This is a genomic window from Pseudomonas zanjanensis (assembly GCF_014268745.2).
GTDB lineage: Bacteria > Pseudomonadota > Gammaproteobacteria > Pseudomonadales > Pseudomonadaceae > Aquipseudomonas > Aquipseudomonas zanjanensis.
The window spans coordinates 1,179,759-1,200,852 of record NZ_JABWRB020000001.1 but is presented as its reverse complement, the minus strand read 5'-3'; the positions used below and the strand labels follow the sequence as shown (position 1 = coordinate 1,200,852).

General features: G+C 61.1%; 22 protein-coding genes. 15 read left to right on the top strand and 7 right to left on the bottom strand.

Going from position 1 to position 21,094, the window contains the following annotated elements; genetic code table 11:
- Positions 1 to 155 precede the first annotated feature (155 nt).
- Complete coding sequence (locus HU715_RS05485; RefSeq protein ID WP_186710060.1) at positions 156 to 743, top strand: DcrB/PsbP domain-containing protein; 588 nt, start codon at positions 156 to 158, stop codon at positions 741 to 743.
- A 473-nt stretch (positions 744 to 1,216) separates the two neighbouring features.
- On the opposite strand, the gene HU715_RS05480 is transcribed toward HU715_RS05485, so the two are convergent.
- From HU715_RS05480 to HU715_RS05465, 4 genes are all read right to left on the bottom strand, one after another.
- On the bottom strand, positions 1,217 to 1,933 hold the full coding sequence (locus tag HU715_RS05480) for an alpha/beta hydrolase (RefSeq protein ID WP_186710059.1): 717 nt from the start codon (positions 1,931 to 1,933) through the stop codon (positions 1,217 to 1,219).
- A 65-nt stretch (positions 1,934 to 1,998) separates the two neighbouring features.
- Positions 1,999 to 3,111 carry a succinylglutamate desuccinylase/aspartoacylase family protein gene (locus tag HU715_RS05475; protein ID WP_186710057.1) on the bottom strand — a complete coding sequence of 371 codons (1,113 nt, stop codon included), beginning with the start codon at positions 3,109 to 3,111 and terminating at the stop codon, positions 1,999 to 2,001.
- A gap of 103 nt (positions 3,112 to 3,214) precedes the next feature.
- Positions 3,215 to 3,994 carry an ABC transporter substrate-binding protein gene (locus HU715_RS05470; RefSeq protein ID WP_186710055.1) on the bottom strand — a complete coding sequence of 260 codons (780 nt, stop codon included), beginning with the start codon at positions 3,992 to 3,994 and terminating at the stop codon, positions 3,215 to 3,217.
- Between the two features lie 363 nt (positions 3,995 to 4,357).
- On the bottom strand, positions 4,358 to 4,792 hold the full coding sequence (locus HU715_RS05465; protein ID WP_186710054.1) for a rhodanese-like domain-containing protein: 435 nt from the start codon (positions 4,790 to 4,792) through the stop codon (positions 4,358 to 4,360).
- 103 nt (positions 4,793 to 4,895) lie between these two features.
- Here HU715_RS05465 and ftrA point away from each other — a divergent pair, with 103 nt between their 5' ends.
- A complete protein-coding gene (ftrA, locus tag HU715_RS05460; RefSeq protein WP_186710052.1) occupies positions 4,896 to 5,855 on the top strand; it encodes a transcriptional regulator FtrA in 960 nt (319 codons plus the stop codon).
- A 209-nt stretch (positions 5,856 to 6,064) separates the two neighbouring features.
- Here the strand turns inward: ftrA and cobF are convergent, their stop codons facing one another.
- Both cobF and HU715_RS05450 read right to left on the bottom strand, forming a co-directional pair.
- Positions 6,065 to 6,823 carry a precorrin-6A synthase (deacetylating) gene (gene cobF, locus HU715_RS05455; protein ID WP_186710050.1) on the bottom strand — a complete coding sequence of 253 codons (759 nt, stop codon included), beginning with the start codon at positions 6,821 to 6,823 and terminating at the stop codon, positions 6,065 to 6,067.
- Positions 6,820 to 7,398 carry a histidine phosphatase family protein gene (locus HU715_RS05450; RefSeq protein ID WP_186710048.1) on the bottom strand — a complete coding sequence of 193 codons (579 nt, stop codon included), beginning with the start codon at positions 7,396 to 7,398 and terminating at the stop codon, positions 6,820 to 6,822. Before HU715_RS05450 ends, cobF begins: the two co-directional genes overlap by 4 nt.
- 299 nt (positions 7,399 to 7,697) lie before the next feature.
- Between HU715_RS05450 and HU715_RS05445 the strand changes: the two genes are divergently transcribed.
- The 11 genes from HU715_RS05445 to HU715_RS05395 all read left to right on the top strand — a co-directional run bounded on the left by HU715_RS05445 (position 7,698) and on the right by HU715_RS05395 (position 17,866).
- On the top strand, positions 7,698 to 8,552 hold the full coding sequence (locus tag HU715_RS05445) for a MurR/RpiR family transcriptional regulator (protein WP_053183441.1): 855 nt from the start codon (positions 7,698 to 7,700) through the stop codon (positions 8,550 to 8,552).
- Positions 8,553 to 8,554: 2 nt separating this feature from the next.
- Positions 8,555 to 9,199, top strand: a complete 645-nt coding sequence (locus tag HU715_RS05440; protein ID WP_186710046.1) for a cysteine hydrolase family protein — start codon at positions 8,555 to 8,557, stop codon at positions 9,197 to 9,199.
- The gene (locus tag HU715_RS05435) at positions 9,196 to 10,548 is read left to right on the top strand and encodes a type I glutamate--ammonia ligase (protein WP_186710044.1); all 1,353 of its coding nucleotides are present in this window, start codon (positions 9,196 to 9,198) and stop codon (positions 10,546 to 10,548) included. Before HU715_RS05440 ends, HU715_RS05435 begins: the two co-directional genes overlap by 4 nt.
- Complete coding sequence (locus HU715_RS05430; protein ID WP_186710043.1) at positions 10,532 to 11,284, top strand: N-formylglutamate amidohydrolase; 753 nt, start codon at positions 10,532 to 10,534, stop codon at positions 11,282 to 11,284. Before HU715_RS05435 ends, HU715_RS05430 begins: the two co-directional genes overlap by 17 nt.
- A 79-nt stretch (positions 11,285 to 11,363) precedes the next feature.
- Positions 11,364 to 12,713 (top strand): APC family permease, encoded by a 1,350-nt coding sequence (locus tag HU715_RS05425; RefSeq protein WP_186710042.1) that lies wholly within the window; start codon positions 11,364 to 11,366, stop codon positions 12,711 to 12,713.
- A gap of 111 nt (positions 12,714 to 12,824) precedes the next feature.
- A complete protein-coding gene (locus HU715_RS05420; protein ID WP_186710041.1) occupies positions 12,825 to 13,841 on the top strand; it encodes an arginine N-succinyltransferase in 1,017 nt (338 codons plus the stop codon).
- A 61-nt stretch (positions 13,842 to 13,902) separates the two neighbouring features.
- Entirely contained in the window at positions 13,903 to 14,937 is a 1,035-nt protein-coding gene (gene astA, locus HU715_RS05415) for an arginine N-succinyltransferase (protein ID WP_186710040.1), read from the top strand.
- Between the two features lie 249 nt (positions 14,938 to 15,186).
- Positions 15,187 to 15,960 carry a hypothetical protein gene (locus HU715_RS05410; RefSeq protein ID WP_225917556.1) on the top strand — a complete coding sequence of 258 codons (774 nt, stop codon included), beginning with the start codon at positions 15,187 to 15,189 and terminating at the stop codon, positions 15,958 to 15,960.
- Positions 15,957 to 16,637 (top strand): transposase, encoded by a 681-nt coding sequence (locus tag HU715_RS05405; RefSeq protein ID WP_186710039.1) that lies wholly within the window; start codon positions 15,957 to 15,959, stop codon positions 16,635 to 16,637. Before HU715_RS05410 ends, HU715_RS05405 begins: the two co-directional genes overlap by 4 nt.
- Positions 16,634 to 16,822 carry an SPASM domain-containing protein gene (locus tag HU715_RS05400; RefSeq protein ID WP_186710038.1) on the top strand — a complete coding sequence of 63 codons (189 nt, stop codon included), beginning with the start codon at positions 16,634 to 16,636 and terminating at the stop codon, positions 16,820 to 16,822. Before HU715_RS05405 ends, HU715_RS05400 begins: the two co-directional genes overlap by 4 nt.
- A gap of 174 nt (positions 16,823 to 16,996) precedes the next feature.
- Complete coding sequence (locus HU715_RS05395; RefSeq protein WP_186710036.1) at positions 16,997 to 17,866, top strand: isocitrate lyase/PEP mutase family protein; 870 nt, start codon at positions 16,997 to 16,999, stop codon at positions 17,864 to 17,866.
- Positions 17,867 to 18,005: 139 nt separating this feature from the next.
- On the opposite strand, the gene HU715_RS05390 is transcribed toward HU715_RS05395, so the two are convergent.
- Positions 18,006 to 19,235 (bottom strand): acyl-CoA dehydrogenase, encoded by a 1,230-nt coding sequence (locus HU715_RS05390; protein WP_186710035.1) that lies wholly within the window; start codon positions 19,233 to 19,235, stop codon positions 18,006 to 18,008.
- Between the two features lie 177 nt (positions 19,236 to 19,412).
- Between HU715_RS05390 and HU715_RS05385 the strand changes: the two genes are divergently transcribed.
- Positions 19,413 to 20,345 (top strand): LysR family transcriptional regulator, encoded by a 933-nt coding sequence (locus tag HU715_RS05385; RefSeq protein WP_186710034.1) that lies wholly within the window; start codon positions 19,413 to 19,415, stop codon positions 20,343 to 20,345.
- A 206-nt stretch (positions 20,346 to 20,551) separates the two neighbouring features.
- On the top strand, positions 20,552 to 20,953 hold the full coding sequence (locus HU715_RS05380; RefSeq protein ID WP_186710033.1) for a MerR family transcriptional regulator: 402 nt from the start codon (positions 20,552 to 20,554) through the stop codon (positions 20,951 to 20,953).
- The last annotated feature ends 141 nt before the right edge of the window (positions 20,954 to 21,094 follow it).

Sequence of the window (21,094 nt, the reverse complement as noted above, 5' to 3'; positions counted from 1 at the left end):
TGACGTTAGCCCAGACGCCCCAATCCTGGGGGAGTGCTCCGGCGTTACCACACTCCTTTCGCTGAAATGACGCCTCTTCGGCACAGGCGCTGGAGTCCGGTGCGACGCCCATGGGATGATCGGCCTTCAAGCGCGACCATCCGTGGAGAGTTTCAATGTCATTGCTGAGTAAACAAGCCGCCGCCCTGTTGCTGGGTGCCATCGCCAGCCTGGTCGTGGCATCCGCCCAGGCGGCCCCGGCCAAACCTGCCAGTGATGCGCCGGCGCAGAAGGTATCGATGCTCGGCGGCAAGTTCATCTTCATCTTGCCCAAGGGCTTCACGGCGACGCCTTTGCCCCCCGGCGAGGCTGCCCAGGGCACCGCCGGGGCGACGGGGACGATGTACAGCAATGCCACCAGCAAGACCGTGGTGATCGCAGCGGAAAACGTCATCATCAACGGGGCGAATGTGAAGGATGACGATGGTGCGTTCCTCGACACCACCGTGGCCGACTTCGCCGTTCAGCGCCTCAAGTCCCTGCCGGACGCCAAGATTCTCAGCGAAAAAAGCCTGAAGCAAAAAGGCACCGGCCTGGGCCTGCGACAGCTCGACACCCAGGCGACCCAGGGCGGTGGACCGACCCTCGACAGCACCTTGCTGGCTGCCTCCGGCACGCGCATGGCGGCGGTGCAAATCATTTCCCGGGCCAGCGACAAGGCAGGTCATGTAGCGTTGGTGAAACAGATCGCCAGCGGTCAATAAGCGCCCCGAAACCTGTGGGAGCCGGGCTTGCTCGCGATGGCGGCGACCCATCCAACTGTGATGCAAGCTGACACACCGCTATCGCGAGCAAGCTCAGCTCCCACAGTGGAGTCCGTCGCCGAACCCTGTGGGAGCCGGGCTTGCTCGCGATGGCGGCGGCACATCCTGGCATTGATGCAAGCTGACACACCGCTATCGCGACCAAGCTCAGCTCCCACAGTGGAGTCCGTCGCCGAACCCTGTGGGAGCCGGGCTTGCCCGCGATGGCGGCGGGACATCCAACTGTGATGCAAGCTGACACACCGCTATCGCGAGCAAGCTCAGCTCCCACAGTGGAGTCCGTCGCCGAAACCTGTGGGAGCCGGGCTTGCTCGCGATGGCGGCGACCCATCCAACTGTGATGCAAGCTGACACACCGCTATCGCGAGCAAGCTCAGCTCCCACAGGGTTTCGCCCACAGGGACTTACGGTGGTCAGGGATTGAGCCTCTCCAGCCAGGCCCTCAGGTCTTGGATTTCCAGGGAACTGATGCTGTGGCCGACGCCCGGGTAGGCATGGAATTCCGGTTCCAGCGCCAGCGTTTTCAGGAAGCTGTTGGCCTCGGTGCCATCGTGATATGGGATGATCGGGTCTGCCGTGCCATGGCCGATGAACACCGCCAGCGTCCGGCGTGACTCGTCGGGGGTCAGCTCCGCCCGCAGCACCGACAGGACCCGCCCGCCCATCGCGGCAATGCCGCCGACGGCTTCGGGGTGTCGCAAGGCCACTTCATAGCTCATCATGGCTCCCTGGCTGAAACCCACCAGGTAGACCTTGCTCGCATCGGTCGAATATTTGGCCCGGGCCTTGTCGATGAAGTCCAGCAGCATTTGGCCGCTGGCCTTCAGGTCCGAAGTGTCACCGTCATAAGCGCCGTCGCCCTTTTTCGCGAACCACTGGTAACGGTCCCGCTCCATGCTCTTCGGCGCTCGCACCGAGAGGTAGTTGTAGTCCCGGGGTAGCTCGTCCTTGAGTTCGAACAGGTCCTGCTCGTTACTACCGGAACCGTGCAGAAAGATCACCAGCGGTCGGTTCCGGGCGTGCTCATCGACTTGGGCCAGGTAGTTGAGCGGCAAGTCCGTGTGCAACGAGGGTTGGGCCTGCAACCCGGATGAGACCAGCAACAGAAACAGGGCGAGCGCTTTGAACATCGATCTTCCTCCATCGTTTCGATAGCCGCACGGCAAGGCGCGTGCGGTGAGGTAGACAGCAGTTATCAGTCGTTGATCAATTTCCCCGTACGAATCGGTTCACGCCCGGCGACTTTAGCCTGCCAGATACCCGGCTGCGTATAACGTCCACGGTCGAGGGCGAACAACACACCGCTGGTGCCGGCCCGCACGGTGGTGACCAGATCGCCCAAAGGGTCGACCACTTCAAACAGCGGATCGCCCCGCTCCACCCATTCACCGGCCTCCCGCAGAAAACTCACCACGCCATGGTGCGGCGCGAACAGGTATTGCGTGCCTTCGAACGGAAAGCCTTCACAGCACTGCTCTGGCGCGGGCGGCCACTCCCCGGCGATGAAACCCTGCTCGGCCAGAAACCCGAGGATGGCTTCACAATTGGCCTGGGCCTGCTCCACCCGGGTATCACCCATGCTACCCAGCTCCAGCGTTGTCGCCAGGTTCGCCGGTGGGATTGCCGCCGCCGGAAAGGCCTTGGCCAGGCGCAACCAGGGCGAGGAGCAGGATTCATCGAACGAACTGCCGCCCGAATCCTCGCACAGCAACGCCACACCCGCTTTCAAGCGTGCGGCCAGGGAACGCCATTGCGGCCACTGTTGCGGCAAGGCGTACAAGTGGATAGCGGCCTCGAAATCGCAATGCAGATCCAGGGTAATGTCGGCGTCGCAGGCGTGGCGCAGCAGCAGGCGATGCAGCGCTTCGAGTTGCGAGGGAGGTGGCGGCAGGTCATCGAGGACCTCGGTCATGGCCTGGCGGATCAAGGTGATATTGGCAGCCGGATCGTCGCCCAGGCGCTCACCGATACGCTGCGCCACCGGTGCGCTGAGCTCCACGAAGGAACGGTTGAAATTCTTGCCGCTGCCCAGTTCGAAACGCCCCATGTGGGCACTTTGCAGATGTTGATCCAGGCCGATGGGGTTGGCCACCGGCACCAGTTCGATCACGCCCTTGAGCATGCCCCGGGCTTCCAGGTCGTTGAGCCGCTGCTTCAGCTCCCAGGCGGTGCGCATGCCCGGCAGTTCATCGGCGTGCAGGCTGGCCTGGATGTAGGCCTTGCGCGGGCCGTGGCCGTAACGAAACACACTGAGCCGGCGTTCGGTGCCCAGGTGACTCCATGGCAAGGTATGGTCGATGCGTTGCATGAGGAACTCCGAATGGCGGCATGACGATAGGCGCAGGGTAAACAATCGCCCATGAAAAAGGCGGCCGGCCGGGTCAACGGCGGGCCACCTTGGGGTTCAGCGATTAATGCCCATAGACATCAAAGGCGAAGTATTTGTCCTGCACCTTCTTGTACGTGCCGTTGGCGCGGATTTCGGTGATGGCCGCGCTGAATTGATCGGCCAGGGCCTTATCGCCCTTGCGCACCGCAATGCCGGCGCCGCCGCCGAAGTATTTCGCGTCTTCATAAGTCGGGCCGACAAAAGCGAAGCCCTTGCCAGCGTCGGTTTTCAGGAAGCCTTCGTCGAGGGTGACCGAGTCGGCCAGCGTGGCGTCGAGGCGACCGGAGACCATGTCCAGGTTGGCTTCCTGCTGGGAGCCGTAGCGCACCAGGTCGATCCCGGCGGGTACCAGCACTTCGGTGGCGAAACGGTCGTGGGTGCTAGCGCGCAGCACACCGACTTTCTTACCCTTGAGTTCGGTCAGCGGATCCTTGACCGCGGTGCCTTCCTTCATCACGAAGCGCGCCGGGGTGTGGTAGTACTTGATGGTGAAATCAACGTTTTTCTTGCGATCGTCGGTGATGGTCATGGACGACAGGATCGCGTCGATTTTCTTCACTTTCAGCGCGGGGATCAGGCCATCGAACTCCTGCTCGACCCAGACGCACTTGACCTTCATCTGTTCACACAGGGCATCGCCGATATCGACGTCGAAGCCGGCCAGCTTGCCGTCGGGGGTTTTCATCGAAAAAGGTGGGTAACCGGCTTCGATCCCGAGGCGGATCGGCTTGGCGTCTTCGGCCACGGCCGACAGGGACAATACGGACAGTGCCAGGGCACCGAACATGGCTAGCTTCTTCATTTTCGCTCCTGAGTGCGCAGGTATTTTATTGGATCGTTATAGGCAGATTCATAGCAGCGTTCGGTCAGCAAAAACCGAAGTGGCCGGGAGTCTAGAGGGGCACTCAGGAGGGAAATTATGTTGAGGCGACAAATAGTTATAAAAACAGCCAGGTGCGTCCGGCGGTCACAGGATTTGCGAAAAGCCTGACAGGGAAACACTCCAAAGGCAGGTAAACACCCTGTGGCAGATAACCCCTGTGGCGAGGGAGCTTGCTCCCGCTGGGGCGCGCAGCGGCCCCAATAAAGGCGAGGCACCAAGGGGCTGCTGCGCAGCCCAGCGGGAGCAAGCTCCCTCGCCACAAAAGCCTGGTTGCAGGAGGAGTCAGCAATCGCAGCTGATCGCCTCGTCCGCCACGCGCTCCACCGAGCCGGTCAGGCGAAAACCTTCATCGAGCCAGCCCATGATGCCGCCGATCATTTCCTTGACCGGGTAGCCCAAGGTTGCCAGGCGCACCGCCGCCTTGTTCGCGCCATTGCAATGGGGACCGGCGCAATACACCACGAACAAGGTGGTCTTGGCATAGGCCGCCAGTGCCTGGGCGGTGAGCGTGCGGGTCGGCAGATTGATCGCCCCGGGGACATGGCCGCGCTCATAGGCCAGCGGTCCGCGAACATCCACCAGCACAAAATCGACATGACCGGCCTGTTGACTGGCGTGAACGTCGGAACAATCCGTTTCGAACGACAAGCGACGGCTGAAATGCTCCAGGGCAATATCGGAAGGGGCGGCAGGCACTTCGCGAACCAGGCTGGTCATGGGTGTGTACTCCAAGGGAAGATAAAGGCGTGGAGAGACTTTATCCCCCCGATGCTTGCCGCTACAGTGGCGTACAAGACACTCTGTGGGAACTTTCCGACAAATGCAGCCTATCCCGGGTTTGGTCGCGATCCTCGCCTACGACGGCCTGTGCACCTTCGAATTCGGTGTCGCCGTCGAGATTTTCGGATTGGAACGGCCGGAATTCAATTTCCCTTGGTACGAGCATCGGATCGTCGCGGTCGATGATGGCCCGATGCGCGCCATGGGCGGCTTCCAGGTATTGGCCGATGGCGGCATGGAACTGCTCGAAACCGCCCGGACCATTGTCATACCAGGCTGGCGCAGCCGCAGCGAGCCACCGTCCCAGGCGCTGCTCGACGCATTGCGCAGGGCCCATGCCCGTGGGGCGCGCCTGTTGTCGATCTGCTCCGGCGCCTTCGTGCTGGCCGCCGCCGGCCTGCTCGATGGCCTCGGCGCCACGACTCACTGGCGCTACACCGACGAACTGGCCAAGAGCTTTCCCGCCGTGCGGGTCGACCCGGATGTGTTGTACGTCGACTCGGGGCAGGTCATTACTTCGGCGGGCAGCGCCGCCGGCATCGATGCCTGCCTGCACCTGGTGGCACGGGACTATGGCCTTCAGGTCGCCAACACCGTGGCGCGCCGGTTGGTGATGACACCGCAACGGACCGGCGGCCAGGCGCAGTTCATCCCCTCGCCGGTCAGCCGTACGCCACGCAGCGACCTGTCGAGCGTCATGCAATGGGCCCGCGAGCGCCTGCACGAACCCCTCGGCGTGCGCGAACTGGCCAGCCAGGCGGCCATGAGCGAACGCACCTTCCTGCGCCACTTCACCCAGGCCTGCGGTGTGTCGCCCAAGGCCTGGCTGCAACACGAGCGCCTGGCCCGGGCCCGGGAGCTGCTGGAAAGCACCGGCGACAACACCGACAACATTGCGCAACTGTGTGGTTATCGCTCGGTGGAAAGCTTTCGCGTGGCGTTTCGCAGCGTGGTGGGGTTGGCGCCGTCGGTGTATCGGGAACGGTTTGGGCGGGGATAAAGATGCCGGGAATCATGCCCCTCCGTGGCGAGGGAGCTTGCTCCCGCTCGACTGCGCAGCAGGCGCTGTAGGAGCTACCGAAGGCTGCGATCTTTTATCTTTCCCTTGGGACTCAAGTGCCTAGGAAAAGATCGCAGCCTCGTTGCACTCGACAGCTCCTACAGGCCCAGCGGGAGCAAGCTCCCTCGCCACAGGGTGATGTGCAAGCGTCATCGAGGCTTACGCAACAAATACGTATCCATGATCCACCCATTGGCCTCTCGCGCGGCCTTGCGGGTGCGTTCGATGTCACCGGCCACGTCTCCCAGCCGGCCGGCGATCAGAATTTCGTCCGGCATTCCCACATAGGCGCCCCAATAAATCTGCGTATCGGGATCGCTGACCTGGCGATAGCCATCCTCGGCATCGAGCATCACCACCACACTGGCTGCATCGCCCACCTGCCCCGCCACCAAACGGCGTCCGGTGGTGATTTCCAGCGAACCGCCAATAGTGTTCAACGGCACTTTGTGCCGGGCGGCCAAGGCCTGGACACTGGTGATGCCGGGGATCACCTCGAATTCGAAAGCGCAGCGGCCCGCCTCGAGAATCGCCTGCAGGATGCGCACGGTACTGTCGTACAACGCCGGATCGCCCCACACCAGAAAACCGCCCCGCTGGCCGCAGGACAGTTCTTCATTGATCAACCGTTCGAAGGTGGCCTGTTTGGCGCGATTCAGCGCTTCGACGCTGTCCTTGTAGTCCAGGTCGCCGCGTTGGCGTTCCGGGCTGTAGGCTTCGACGAAACGGTATGGGCGATCAACGATGTAGCGTCGACAGATTTCACGCCGCAGGTCCAACAGTTTGTCCTTGGCCGGGCCCTTGTCCATGAGGAAGACTACGTCCAAGCGGTTCAAGGCTTTCACTGCCTGCATCGTCAAGTGGTCCGGATCGCCGGTCCCAATACCAATGACGGATAACTGCTTCATCGCAGCGACTCCTGGCCAGGTTCCTGGGCGCGCAATCGCCATACGCCGTTGAAACGCAACTCCAGGGTGGACAACGGTTCGATGTCGATCCGGTTGAACGTGGCGGCCGGGCAACCCAAGACGGTCATCAGCGCGGCACGAATCACGAAGGGGTGGGTGACGGCCAGCAGATGCCCCGGTCGGGCCTCCAGACTGGCCAGCCAGTCTGCGACACGGCGACACAACCGGGCGACGGATTCACCACCATGGGGAGCCGCCTCGGCATCATCGAGCCAGGTTTGCAGGGCCTGCGGTTCAACCTTGAGCAATTCATCGATGGACAATCCGCGCCAGCGTCCAAGATCACAATCGGCCAGGGCCGGGTCCACCTGAGGCTCGTCGCCGAACAGCGCGGCGGTCTGGCGAGTGCGCAGCTCCGGCCCGCAGAGCAGTTGCCTGACGTTTCGATAGCCATGCTCGACCTGCCCACGGCGCCCCAGCCAGCCGGCGTCCAGGGCTTCGTCCAGACCGAAGCGCGCCTGCTTCTGGGCAACGGTGCGGGCATGGCAGATCAACGTCAGGCGAGTGGTTTGCACACTGGATTCTCGGGTAATCGGACGGGGCCCATGGGCGGATTATTCACGCGTTTAGTTGTACAGCACCTTATACGAAATCAAATAACTGAGACAAAAAGGCGTTATTTCCGACGACTCCATGAGCAACGACTGACATACCAGGCCCACCTGACCAAGACCAATTCCTACAGGGCTTTCGCACAACTTTGGAGCATTTTAAACGGAACGTAAAAACCACTGGACATGTAGCACTAGCTACATAAATACTGTTTTCAGGAGTTATGAAAGAAAACCAACATTCATCCAGGCAAGGAGCACGGATGCCGCCCCTCAGAGACCTGATCACCGATCCCGGCCTGGTATTGACGCCGTCGGAACGCAAGGTCGTACGTGCCCTGCTCGATCATTACCCACGCAACGGCCTCGGTCCGATGTCACGCCTGGCAGACCATGCCGGTGTCAGCGACCCGACCATCGTGCGGCTGGTGAAAAAACTCGGGTTTGGCGGTTATGCCGAATTCCAGGATGCGCTGCTCAGCGACATGGACCATCGCTTGCGCTCCCCCCGCACCCTGTTGCAACCGCGGGCCAAGTTGCAGCAAGGCGATACGTGGAGCCAGTACCTGGCCGCCAGCCAACGCAACCTCAGCGACACCCAGGCGCTGACCCAACCCGAAGACGTGCGCATTCTCGTGCAGTGGTTGCTCGACAGCCGCCATCAGGTGCATTGTTTCGGCGGCCGTTTCAGCAGCTTTCTTGCCCATTACTTGCTCAATCATTTGCGGCTGCTGCGCGCCGGCTGTTTTGCCCTGGAAGACAACGCCCAACTGCCTGACCGCCTGTTCGACGTGCAGCGCCAGGACGTGGTGCTGATTTTTGATTACCGTCGCTACCAGGCCCAGGCCCTGCGCGTGGCCAGCGCGGCCAAGGCGCGGCACGCCCGGGTCGTGCTGTTCAGCGACGTCTATGCTTCGCCGTTGCGCGAGCTGGCGGACCTGATCATCAGCGCCCCGGTGGAATCGGTCTCGGCCTTTGACAGCCTAGTGCCGGCGCTGGCCCAGGTCGAGGCCCTGATCGCCTGCCTGACCCTGCAATGCCCTGAGCTGGCCGAACGCCTGGAAGGTATCGACGCCTTGCGCACGGAATTCAACACGCACCTGTTGGAGGAAAAATAAGGATGTTCTCGCTCCCCCATCGCTCGCCCCGGGATTTGCCGTTCACTCGCCAACACACGGCATTGCTGTTGGTGGACATGCAACGCGCCTGGCTGGAACCGCAATTCGATGCCCACCTGCACAGCCCCGACGCCGCGTATTTCCTCCAGCGGGCCCGCCAGCAGGTCATTCCCAACCAGCAGCGCCTGCTCAACGCCATGCGAGACGCGCGGCAAAACGTACTGCACACCCACATCGAAAGCCTCACCGCCGATGGCCGCGACCGCTCCCTGGATCACAAGCTGTCGGACATGCACCTGCCCAAGGGCAGCCCTGAAGCGCGGATCATTGCCGAGCTGACGCCGCATGAAAACGAAATCGTGCTGCCCAAGACCTCCTCCGGGGTGTTCAATTCCACCAACATCGACTATGTGCTGCGCAACCTGGAGACTCGGCACTTGATCGTCGCTGGCATCGTCACCGACCAGTGCGTCGACATGGCCGTGCGCGACGCCGCCGATCGCGGCTACCTGGTCACGCTGGTGGAGGATGCCTGCGCCACTTACACCGAACAACGGCACCTGGCCTGCCTGAACGCGATCAAGGGCTACTGCTGGATCACCGATACCGACACGGTACTCGCTCGCCTGCAGGAGATGCAGCCATGAGCCGCCCCGATGCCGCCGCCCTCCTCGCACCGCTGCCGGTCACGACCCTGGTGACCACCGACCTGATCGGCGTGACCCGTGGGCGCTCGTTTCCCAGCGATGAATTACCCCACTACGTCGCTGCCGGCTGTGGCTGGGTGCCAGCCAACAGCGCGTTGACGCCTCAGGACATCATCGCTTCGACCAACCCCTGGGGCGCCTATGGCGACCTGCGGCTGGTGCCGGACCTGTCCAGCCGGGTGACCATCAACAATGGCCCCGATGCCCAAGCGCCGGCCCTGGACTTCATCCATTGCGACATTCGAGAGACCGACGGCCGGCCTTGGAGCGCCTGTCCGCGCACGCTGCTGCAGGATGAAGTGGAGCGTTATCGCAGCGAACTGGGCCTGCAAGTTTTCGCCGCCTTCGAGCATGAGTTCAACCTGGCTGCCACCCCTGTGCAGCCTGATCGCCTGGCTTTCAGCCTCCAGGCCCAGCGCCAGCAAGCCGGGTTTGCCGGGTGGTTGCTCAGTGCCCTGCGGGCCGGCGGCGTCGAGCCGGAAATGTTCCTGCCGGAATATGGCAAGCAGCAATACGAAATCACCTGCCGCCCGACCCTGGGCGTGGCCGCTGCCGACCGGGCGGTGAACGTCCGGGAAATCACCCGCGAGATCGCCCGGCAGATGGCCCTGGACGTGAGTTTCGCCCCCAAGACCTCGGAACATGCCGTGTGCAACGGCGTGCACCTGCACCTGAGCCTGCAAAACCTGAGCGCGGATCCGGTGCTGCATGACGCCGCCAGCAGCAATGGCTTGTCCAGCCTCGGCCAGCATTGGGCCGCGGGTGTGCTGCATTATCTGCCGGCGCTGTGTGCGCTGACCGCGCCGACGCCGCTGTCTTACGAGCGCCTGCAACCTCATCACTGGAGCGCCTCTTATGCGTGCCTGGGACAGCGCAACCGCGAAGCGGCGCTGCGCATCTGCCCTACCGTGAGCCTCGGCGGGAAACCACTGGCGAACCAGTACAACCTGGAGTTCCGCGCCATGGACGCCACCGCCTCGCCGCACCTGGCGATGGCCGCGCTATTGATTGCCGGGCGGCTGGGCATCCAGCAACGGCTGCCATTGCAGGCGGTCACCGATGAAATACCCGATGAGCTGGATGAAACACAACGCCGCGCCCGTGGCATTATCGCCCTGCCGACAACCCTGGCACAGGCACTGGACTGCCTGCGCCACAGCGGGGCGTTGCTCGAAACCCTGCCCGGCCCGCTGGTCGAAACCTATTTCGCCTTGAAGGCCCAGGAGTTGGCCTTGACCCAGGCGCTCACACCTGCCGAGCGTTGCGAGCACTATGCACGAATCTATTGAATGTGCTGAAACGGGCCTCTACACCAGGCCAGCCTATCGATTGTCCCGGGAAGACTCCGACCACCCGGTGCTGCTGGTGTGCGAACACGCCAGCCGTTTCATTCCCGTGGCGCTGAACGACCTGGGCCTGGATGAAACCGCGTCCCAGGAACACATTGCCTGGGACATCGGCGCCCTGCTGCTGGCCGAACGCCTGTCCGAAACCCTCGGCGCGACCTTGCTGTCGGCCAATTACTCACGGCTGTTGATCGACCTCAACCGCCCGCTGCACGTGCCCGATAGCATTCCGGCCCAGAGCGAGATCTACCAGGTCCCGGGCAACCACGACCTGGACGAGGCCACCCGCGAATATCGCCAGCAGTGCCTGTTCCATCCCTTCCATGATCGGTTGCGTGCGTTGATCGACCAACGCCTGGCGGCCAACCGGCCGGTGCGCGTGGTGGGCATCCACAGTTTCACCCCGGTGTTCTATGGCCAGCCACGCGCACTGGAAGCCGGCGTGCTGTTCGGCGAAGCCAAGGAATACGCCCAGCACATCGTCGACGGGCTGAGCCGGCATTCGCTGCGGGCAGCGGGCAACCAGCCCTACAAGATCAACCCCCTGACCGACATGACAGTCCCGGTGCACGGCGATGGCCGCGGCCTGGATTCGGTGCTGATCGAAGTGCGCAACGACCAACTGCGCAGCCCCGAATCGGTACGGACCTGGAGCGCCTACCTGGCGCCCCTGTTGTAGAGGTGCAGCGGCAAGTTTTTAGCGACAAGCGGTAAGCAAAAGCAAAAGCAACTACAACAGCTGAAAAGGAAAACGGCTCATGAGCATTGAGGCATTTGGCTACAAACAGGAATTGAAACGCGGCCTGTCGCTGACAGACCTGGTGGTATACGGGATGATTTTCATGATCCCCATCGCACCGTTCGGCGTGTATGGCTACGTCAACGCCGAAGCCCCGGGAATGGTGCCGCTGGCCTACATCATCGGCATGGTGGCGATGCTGTTTACCGCGTTGAGCTACGGCAGCATGGCCCGGGCCTTCCCGGTGGCAGGCTCGGTCTATTCCTACGCTCAACGGGGCCTTAACCCACACGTCGGGTTCATCGCCGGCTGGCTGATGCTGCTGGACTACCTGCTGATCCCGCCACTGCTTTATGTCTACGCCGCCATGGCGCTGAACCATTTATACCCGGACATTCCCAAGGTCGGTTTCATCCTGGCCTTCCTGGTGAGCGCGACCTTCGTCAACCTGCGGGGCATCACCTTCACCGCGCGGATGAACATCATCTTTCTGCTGGCACAATTGGTAGTCTTGGGAGTTTTCCTGTTCTACGCCTGGAATGCCCTGCACGGTGGGGCCGGTCACGGCCAACTGACCCTGGCGCCGCTGTACAGCCCGGAACACTTCAACTTCGCCTTGCTGATGCAAGCCGTGTCCATCGCGGTGCTGTCGTTCCTGGGCTTCGACGCCATTTCCACCCTGGCGGAAGAGGTCAAGGGTGACCCGGGGCGCAGCGTCGGCAAAGCGGCACTGGTGACCTTGCTGGTGATGGGGGCGATTTTCGTGGTGCAGACCTGGATCGCCACCGACCTGGCGGCCGGCATGGGCTTCAAATCCGCCGACACCGCGTTCTATGAAATCGCCGAACTGGCGGCCGGCAGTTGGCTGGCCACGTTGACCGCGGTGGCCACGGCCCTGGCCTGGGGCGTGGCGGTGGCGATCACCTCCCAGGCAGCGGTGTCGCGCCTGTTGTTCGGCATGGCCCGGGACGGCCAGTTGCCCAAGGTGTTGGCCAAGGTCCATCCGAAACACAACACCCCCTACATGAGCATCTATCTGGTGGCGGTGCTGTCGTTGCTGATCTGCTACCTGTTCATCAACGCCGTGGACACCCTCACTTCCCTGGTCAATTTCGGCGCCCTGAGCGGCTTCATGTTGCTGCACATCACGGTCATCAACCATTACTGGCGCCGCCAACAGTCCGGCCAACTGATTCGCCACGTGATCTGCCCGCTGGTCGGCTTCGTGATCGTCGCGGCCATCATGTACAACATGGGCGTGGCTGCGCAGAAGCTCGGCCTGATCTGGATTGCCGCGGGGGTGGTCTATCTGTGCCTGCTCAACAAATTCGGCAGTCGTACCGCCCTGCCCGATCCGGCAGGTCAATGAGGAGCGGCGGTCGAAAGGGTTCGGCCAGCCGTGGTTAAAACGCGTGGACATCGACAGTGATCGTCAGGCCCGGTGCCAGTCACCGGGCTCCCTGGAACAGGAGTGCAATCCATGCTGGCCTTACGTCCAGTTCAATTAGCCGATCTGCCGCAACTGCAACAATTGGCCCGTGACAGCCTGGTGGGCGTCACGTCGCTGCCGGACGATACCGGGCGTCTTGAGGAAAAAATCCTCGACTCGTGCGCTTCGTTCGCAGCCAATGTGCAGGGGCCGGGGGCGGAGAATTATTTTTTCGTCCTGCAGGACTTGGAATCCGGGCGCCTGGTGGGTTGTTCGGAAATCCTTTCCAGCACCGGTTGCAACGAGCCGTTCTACAGCCTGCGCAACCGGCCGTTTTCCAGCGAGTCCCGGGAGCTGAACATCCAGCATGGCGTGCCCGCGCTGTCGTTGTGCCAGGACCTCAACGGGCAGACGCTGTTGCGTGGCTTCCACATTGACGCCGAGCGGGTGCGCACGCCGGCATCGGAGCTGCTGTCCCGGGCCCGGCTGATGTTCATCGCCGCCCACCCCCAGCGCTTTGCCGAATCGGTCATCACTGAAATCGTCGGTTTCAGCAGCGAAGACGGCCAGTCGCCCTTCTGGGACGCCATTGGCCAGCACTTCTTCGACCTGCCCTATGTCGAAGCCGAACGATTGTGTGGCTTGCAGAGCCGGACCTTTCTCGCCGAACTGATGCCGCAATACCCGATCTACGTACCCATGCTCCCGCCAGCGGCCCAGGCCTGCATCGGCCGGGTGCATCCCGACGGCCAGGAAGCTTTCGATATCCTCGAACGCGAGGGTTTCGAAACCAACAGCTACGTCGATATCTTCGACGGCGGGCCGACCTTGCATGCCCGTATCGCCCATATCCGTTCCATCACGCAAAGTCGCCTCACCACCGCCAGGCAGAGCCTGCAGATTGACGCCCGCGGCCTGTACCTGGTGAGCAACGAGCACCTGGGCAGCTACCGGGCCATTATTGCCGAGCTGGACGTCAACGCCGACGGCCCGGTGGCCCTGTCACCCGCCATGCTGACCGCCCTGGACATCCAGGACGGCGCGCGGATCCGGGTGGTTGCCCTATGAGCCTCATTCGAACCCATGGCTTGCACCGACGTTTGGACCGACACGATAAAGGAGCTGCAGCATGATTGTCCGTCCGGTGGCCATCACCGATCTGCCTGCCTTGCTGGACCTGGCCCGTTGCGCGGGGCCGGGGTTCACCAGCCTGCCGGCCAACGAAGAGCGCCTCGCCCATCGTGTTCGCTGGGCCCAGCGGACCTTCGCCGGGCAGGTCGAACGTGCCGACGCCGACTACCTGTTCGTGCTCGAAGACGATGATCGACAGGTGGTGGGTATCAGCGCCCTGACTGGGGCGGTGGGGCTGCGTGAGCCCTGGTACAACTATCGGGTCGGGGTCACGCTCAGCTCGGCGCCGGAATTAGGCATCCAGCGGCAGATCCCGACGTTGTTTCTCAACAATGAGATGTCCGGGCAATCGGAAATCTGCTCATTGTTCCTGCACCCCGAGCAACGCCACGGCCACAACGGCCGCTTGCTGTCCCTGGCACGCCTGCTGTTTGTCGCCGAGTTTCCCCATCTGTTCGGCGAAAAACTGATCGCCGAACTGCGCGGCCATGCCGACGAACAAGGCTGTTCGCCGTTCTGGGACAGCCTGGGACGGCACTTTTTCAAGAAGGATTTCAGCTACGCCGACCAGTTGTCCGGCATGGGCAACAAGTCGTTCATCGCCGAGCTGATGCCACGCCAGCCGCTGTACACCTGCCTGCTCACCGAACAGGCCCAGGCGGTGATCGGCAAGGCTCACCCGAACACCGAGCCGGCCCTGAAGATCCTCAGTGCCGAGGGTTTCAGCCATAAGGGCTACATCGACATTTTTGACGGTGGCCCGGTGATCGAGGCGCCGGTGTCGAAGATCCGCAGCGTCCGCGACAGCCAGGCGCTGACCCTGGCTATTGGCACCCCGGACGAACAAGCGCCGGTCTGGCTGATTCACAACCGACGCTTGGAAAACTGCCGCCTCACCAGCGCCCGGGCACACTTGCATGGCCACACCTTGATGGTCGATCGCCTCACCGCCAAACGCCTGCAAGTGCAACCGGGTGACACGGTGCGCGCCGTGGCATTGCCCAGGCAGAACCGGCGGGCCGTGGCGGCATAAGTCACACTTGATCGCAGCCCATCGCGAAGCGATCGCCACTGGCCACACAACTAATGCTGGCTCCGGCCAGGGTTTTATTACGATACAAACCTAAACCTGGCTCAATAAAAACAACAACATATCTTTCAGCAACAACCCCACACCTTAGTTGCGTGCCCGCCAATGCAACATCTGCCTACAACACGATAGTTGCTAGCCTTTCAAACCCTAAGCACAATTCAAGCATCACCCACGGCAACGACGATGCTCATGATCAAGAATCTAATAACCCACGACATGCCATTAGAAGATTTGGCGGCAAAGATAAAAAATCTAGACATGACAGCGGAAATCAACCAACTGATTACCGAGTTACACACCCCGGTACAACCCGCCACAAAACACACTCGCAATGCGGCCATCCTGAACATGACCAATCCGCATACCGCGACCATTACCTTGTACCGCACGAACATCGGCAACATCAGCATAAAGAAAATACAGGCGATGCCGTCGCGCTTATATTCGGTACCTGGCAAGAGCATTTTATTCTCACTTAACCGACAGCCCATCAAGATCCATTCCTACCACCTGCGCAACGACAAACTCGAGAAAGGCAAAACTATTATCATCGATGACCAGCACCCATCAATTATCGATGGACATCGAGCGCTATTCGATTACTCATTAATCAATCGAGAACCCTGCGGCGCGCTGGTAGGCAGTATCAATTTTCCAGACAGACTTCTGGACATCCAGGTATTCGATCGTACTACCTTGCGCAAGGTAGCCTGGTTACCCCATGACGAAAGCGCCGCTCGGTATTTGGTGAGCCTTGAGCTGCTCGAAACGATTCATGACCCACGAGGCATAAAGGTTGCCGAGGAGCTGATTTATCACTATCACCCCGCCGTAGCGTGGAAAGCCTTCCAGATGCTCTATCGGGCAGATCCACAAAAATCACGGGCATACACCCCGCTCCTGGAGAAACGGCAGGACCCGCGACTGAACAACCTTCTGCGTTCGGTGGAGACAGTGGCATGAAGTTGGAAACATTTATAGAACGCCTGCACACTTATGACCTAAGCCGGGACAAAACAAAAATAAAGAAGGACCTGCGTCAGTTGGCGACAAACCGTACGTTATTGAGCGATCATCTTCACGCTACAATTCAACGAGACGGTTTTCTTCCCCATAACCTTCTTTACAACGCCTATGCATTTGTCTTGCATACGGATGAACTATTCACTGTTCGCCTGGGTTTCTGGGCACCGGTCGAAACCCACGATGAAAGCGAAACGTTCATTTACGGCCTGAACCACAGCCATGACTTTGAAATCTACGCAGTGGGTTATAGCGGCGATGGTTACACAACTGTTTCTCGCGAGATACTGAGCGATCTGCCCTTGCAAGCGGGAAAACAAATTCGATTGGGCGAAGAGCGAAGCGTCAAGCTGTCACCAGGCGAAGTTATCTACATGCCCGCCCTTAAGGAAATTCACAGACAGGTCGCGCCACAATCAATGTCCGCATCAGTGAGTTTGCTTATTCATCCTGAGCGCCTGATCCAAGCGGATGAAGCCTGGTGTTTCGATGAAAATTACACGCCGGTTCACCCCGGCATCGCTGCGCGGGAAACAGCAATGTATGTCGATACGCTGTCCCTGCTCAATCCCGGACAGCCTGATGCTGTCCATCTAACCAAAGAGGTATTTATATGAGCGCATTATTGAACAACTGGGATGAAGCCCCCCTGTTACGCGCGAGCAGTAATGTCATTGAAACGCCGGTCAGCATCGAAATGGAGTCTCCTTGCATGGCGGCACCTTTCTCGCCGCGCCTTAATATCGGAAATATCCACGAAATCAAAAAAATCTGGACCCTGCCAACCAAAACCGACCAGTAACTAAGAGACGCTTTTGGCAGGCGACAGGTCAGCCCGACCTGTCGCCTTCTTGATCGCGCCCCCAAAAATCGCCAGGACTCATTCATCATCTTTTCGCCTGCTACGTGATAGCCTTTGGTTTTTCGGCGTTGACACTTTTGCTCAAGCCTTTCCATTTCCATTGGTGGAACTCATATGCCCAGGCTTTCCCATCAAGATTTGCGTCGCAGCTTTCGCCAATTGCTGGCCTCCCAAACGTGTTATCACACCGCGTCGGTATTCGATCCGATGTCGGCGCGCATTGCCGCCGACCTGGGATTTGAAGTCGGTATCCTCGGAGGCTCGGTCGCGTCGTTGCAGGTGCTGGGCGCGCCGGACTTTGCCTTGATCACCCTCAGTGAATTTGCCGAACAGGCCACCCGTATCGGTCGCGTGGCCCAACTGCCGTTCATTGCCGACGCCGATCATGGCTATGGCAATGCCCTGAACGTGATGCGCACCATTATCGAACTGGAACGGGCCGGCGTCGCGGCCCTGACCATCGAGGACACCTTGCTGCCGGCCCAGTTCGGGCGTAAATCCACCGACTTGATCGGCGTGGCCGAGGGCGTCGGCAAGATTCGCGCGGCGCTGGAAGCGCGAGTCGATCCGGAAATGGCGATCATCGCCCGGACTAACGCGGGGATCCTGCCGGTGCAGGAAATCATCAGCCGGACCCAGCAATATGAGCGTGCCGGGGCGGACGGGATTTGCATGGTGGGCGTGCAAGACTTCGATCATCTGGAGAAAATCAGCGAAAACCTGACGGTGCCGCTGATGCTCGTCACCTATGGCAACCCGTTGCTGCGCGACGACAAGCGCCTGGCCGAACTGGGCGTGCGCGTGACGATCGACGGCCACGGCGCCTACTTCGCCGCGATCAAGGCGACCTATGACAGCCTTCGCGAACAACGGCAGATCTTCACCCAGGCCTCGGACCTCAGCGCCACCGAACTGACGCACACCTACACCCAGCCCGAGGAGTACATCCGCTGGGCCGAGGAATACATGAGCGTCAAGGAATAAGCGGACTCGCCCCCACAGGATCAGCCTGTGGGGGCAAAGCTTGCTCGCGATGGCGTGGCATCTCCCACATTGATGCAAGCTGACCCACCGCTGTCGCGAGCAAGCTTTGCTCCCACAGAGGCCCATGGTGGGCCAGATCCTAGCCCTTGCTGCGCAGCATCTCCTTGGGCACGTACTTGCCGATCTCGAACTTGCCAATCGCGGCGCGGTGGACTTCATCCGGGCCGTCGGCCAGGCGCAGGGTGCGTTGCATGGCGTACATGTAGGCCAGCGGGAAATCGTTGGAAACCCCAGCGCCACCGTGGATCTGGATCGCCCGGTCGATGACCTTCAAAGCCACGTTCGGCGCGACGACCTTGATCTGGGCGATTTCGCTTTTCGCCACTTTATTGCCCACGGTGTCCATCATGTACGCCGCCTTCAGTGTCAGCAGGCGCGCCATGTCGATTTCCATCCGCGAGTCGGCGATCCTGTCGATGTTACCGCCCAGCCGCGCCAACGGCTGGCCGAAAGCGGTGCGGCTGACGGCCCGCTTACACATCAATTCCAAGGCGCGCTCGGCCATGCCTATCGAACGCATGCAGTGGTGAATCCGGCCCGGACCTAGGCGCCCCTGGGCAATCTCGAAGCCGCGGCCTTCACCCAACAGGACGTTTTCGTACGGCACCCGCACGTTATCGAACAGCACCTCGGCATGGCCGTGGGGCGCATCGTCGTAGCCGAACACCGGCAACGGCCGGACGATCTTGACCCCAGGCGTGTCCACCGGCACCAGGATCATCGAATGCTGGGCATGCCGTGGTGCATCGGGGTTGCTCAGGCCCATGAAAATCAGGATTTTGCAGCGCGGATCGCAGGCGCCTGAGGTCCACCATTTCTTGCCGTTGATCACCCACTCATCGCCGTCACGCTCGGCGCGGGCGGCCATGTTGGTGGCGTCCGAGGAGGCCACGTCCGGCTCGGTCATGGCAAAGGCCGAGCGAATCTCACCGCGCAGCAGGGGTTCGAGCCAGCGCTGCTTTTGTTCTTCATTGGCGTAGCGCACCAGCACTTCCATGTTGCCGGTGTCCGGCGCCGAGCAGTTGAACGGCTCAGGCCCCAGCAACGAACGCCCCATGATCTCTGCCAATGGCGCGTATTCCAGGTTGGTCAGGCCGGCACCCAGTTCGGACTCTGGCAGGAACAGGTTCCACAGGCCTTCCGCCTTGGCCTTGGCCTTGAGCTCTTCCATGATGGCCGTGGGTTGCCAGCGGTCGCCTTCGGCCACTTGTCGTTCGAACACCGCTTCGGCCGGGTAGACGTAGGCGTCCATGAACGCCGTGACACGTTCACGCAGTTCCTGAACCTTGGGAGAATAGGCGAAATCCATGAGCAGCACCTTCTTGGCAGAGGTTGTTTTAGGTCATGAAATCGATGCTAGTTCAGCTACGAAAATTTACCTAACCTATTCTCAGCGTGTATTAACATTCATCACCGATATATGTTTCACTGATTCTCATCGCCACCCGGCACCTCACAACAAGCCCAAGAACAAGAGTGCAGCGCCATGAATCTGAGCAAGGTCGACCTCAACCTTTTCATTGTCTTCGATGCGATCTACACCGAAGCCAACCTGACCCGCGCCGGGCAGATCGTCGGCATCACTCAGCCAGCCGTGTCCAATGCCCTGGCCCGTCTGCGCGAGACCTTCAACGACCCCCTCTTCGTGCGCACCGCCCAAGGCATGGTGCCGACGCCCATGGCCCAGAACATCATCGGCCCGGTGCGCAACGCCTTGTCACTGCTACGGGTGTCAGTGCAGGAAAGCCGGATCTTCAACCCGCTGCAGGCCGTCAAGACCTATCGCATCAGCATGACCGACCTCACCGAAGGCGTGATCCTGCCACTGTTGTTCCAGCGCCTGCGTCGCCTGGCGCCGACCGTGGCGATCGAGAGTTTCCTGTCCAAGCGCCGTGAAACCACCAAGGAACTGGCCGCCGGCCGCCTCGATTTCGCCGTGGACGCGCCGCTCAACACCGACCCGCAGGTGCGCCACGTCAAGTTGATGGAAGATCGCTACGTATGCGCCATGCGCAAGGGCCATCCCCTCGCGGGCAAGGAAAAGATCAGCCTCGACGATTACCTGGCCCAAACCCACGTGCACATTTCCAGCCGCCGTAACGGCCTGGGTTACGTTGACCTGGCCCTCGGCAAGATGGGCATCCAACGCAAGATCGCCTTGCGCTCCCAGCATTACTTGATGGCCTCCCAAGTGCTGCAGCAGACCGACATGGTCATGACCGTCCCCGAGCGCTTTGCCCGGCGTCACGATTTGCACGCCTTCCTGCTTCCGGTGAACGACGTGCCACCGGTGGAAACCCATCTCTACTGGCACGAAAGCACCGACCAGGACCCAGCCAACCGCTGGATGCGCGAGCAGATGATCGAGCTGTGCCAGCAGGTGACGGCCCATGAGAAGAAGCTCGATCAGGTGGTGTAACGTTATAGACCGCGTCATCGTTCTTCGCGAGCAAGCCCGCTCCCACATTAGTCCTGAGTACATGCTGCATTTGTGTACGACGCAGAACCTGTGGGAGCGGGCTTGCTCGCGAAGAGGCCCGCACAGGCAACACATCCGCGATTGCTTGACGCGAACGTCAACCTGCCTTTAGCTTAGCGCCAGCCCCTTTCGTTTCGAGCGCTTCCATGAGCAGCCAGACCTACAGCATCTCCGACCTCGCCCGCGAATTGGATATCACCACACGGGCCATCCGTTTCTATGAAGAACAAGGCCTGTTGAGCCCGGAGCGACGGGGTCAGGAGCGCATTTACTCGCCGCGGGACAAGGTCAGCCTGAAGCTGATTCTGCGTGGCAAGCGCATTGGTTTTTCCCTCGCTGAGTGCCGCGAGCTGATCGAACTCTACGACCCCACCAGCGGCAACCAGAAACAACTGCACAGCATGCTGGCAAAAATCGCCGAGCGCCGGGAACAGCTCGAGCAGCAATTGCTGGACATCGAACAGATGAAGCTGGAACTCGACACCGCCGAAGAACGCTGCATCCAGGCGCTGGAGCAGACGCTCAAGGGCGAGGAAATCATCCAGTAACAACACGACTCCCTTGTGGGAGCGGGCTTGCTCGCGAAGGCGCCCGGACAGTCAATATCAATGTCGACTGACACGCCGTCTTCGCGAGCAAGCCCGCTCCCACAATGGAGCAGCACTCGCCACTATTACAGGTCAATCCCC

Excerpts from the sequence above, each read along its gene's own strand:
- HU715_RS05405 (WP_186710039.1), top strand. The coding sequence starts at position 15,957 with ATGAAGTTGGAAACATTTATAGAACGCCTGCACACTTATGACCTAAGC.
- HU715_RS05440 (WP_186710046.1), top strand. The coding sequence starts at position 8,555 with ATGTTCTCGCTCCCCCATCGCTCGCCCCGGGATTTGCCGTTCACTCGC.
- HU715_RS05385 (WP_186710034.1), top strand. The coding sequence starts at position 19,413 with ATGAATCTGAGCAAGGTCGACCTCAACCTTTTCATTGTCTTCGATGCG.
- HU715_RS05465 (WP_186710054.1), bottom strand. The coding sequence starts at position 4,792 with ATGACCAGCCTGGTTCGCGAAGTGCCTGCCGCCCCTTCCGATATTGCC.
- HU715_RS05390 (WP_186710035.1), bottom strand. The coding sequence starts at position 19,235 with ATGGATTTCGCCTATTCTCCCAAGGTTCAGGAACTGCGTGAACGTGTC.
- HU715_RS05410 (WP_225917556.1), top strand. The coding sequence starts at position 15,187 with ATGATCAAGAATCTAATAACCCACGACATGCCATTAGAAGATTTGGCG.
- HU715_RS05425 (WP_186710042.1), top strand. The coding sequence starts at position 11,364 with ATGAGCATTGAGGCATTTGGCTACAAACAGGAATTGAAACGCGGCCTG.
- HU715_RS05430 (WP_186710043.1), top strand. The coding sequence starts at position 10,532 with ATGCACGAATCTATTGAATGTGCTGAAACGGGCCTCTACACCAGGCCA.
- HU715_RS05435 (WP_186710044.1), top strand. The coding sequence starts at position 9,196 with ATGAGCCGCCCCGATGCCGCCGCCCTCCTCGCACCGCTGCCGGTCACG.
- HU715_RS05485 (WP_186710060.1), top strand. The coding sequence starts at position 156 with ATGTCATTGCTGAGTAAACAAGCCGCCGCCCTGTTGCTGGGTGCCATC.
- HU715_RS05470 (WP_186710055.1), bottom strand. The coding sequence starts at position 3,994 with ATGAAGAAGCTAGCCATGTTCGGTGCCCTGGCACTGTCCGTATTGTCC.
- astA (WP_186710040.1), top strand. The coding sequence starts at position 13,903 with ATGATTGTCCGTCCGGTGGCCATCACCGATCTGCCTGCCTTGCTGGAC.
- HU715_RS05420 (WP_186710041.1), top strand. The coding sequence starts at position 12,825 with ATGCTGGCCTTACGTCCAGTTCAATTAGCCGATCTGCCGCAACTGCAA.
- HU715_RS05475 (WP_186710057.1), bottom strand. The coding sequence starts at position 3,111 with ATGCAACGCATCGACCATACCTTGCCATGGAGTCACCTGGGCACCGAA.
- HU715_RS05480 (WP_186710059.1), bottom strand. The coding sequence starts at position 1,933 with ATGTTCAAAGCGCTCGCCCTGTTTCTGTTGCTGGTCTCATCCGGGTTG.
- ftrA (WP_186710052.1), top strand. The coding sequence starts at position 4,896 with ATGCAGCCTATCCCGGGTTTGGTCGCGATCCTCGCCTACGACGGCCTG.
- HU715_RS05445 (WP_053183441.1), top strand. The coding sequence starts at position 7,698 with ATGCCGCCCCTCAGAGACCTGATCACCGATCCCGGCCTGGTATTGACG.
- cobF (WP_186710050.1), bottom strand. The coding sequence starts at position 6,823 with ATGAAGCAGTTATCCGTCATTGGTATTGGGACCGGCGATCCGGACCAC.
- HU715_RS05395 (WP_186710036.1), top strand. The coding sequence starts at position 16,997 with ATGCCCAGGCTTTCCCATCAAGATTTGCGTCGCAGCTTTCGCCAATTG.
- HU715_RS05380 (WP_186710033.1), top strand. The coding sequence starts at position 20,552 with ATGAGCAGCCAGACCTACAGCATCTCCGACCTCGCCCGCGAATTGGAT.
- HU715_RS05400 (WP_186710038.1), top strand. The coding sequence starts at position 16,634 with ATGAGCGCATTATTGAACAACTGGGATGAAGCCCCCCTGTTACGCGCG.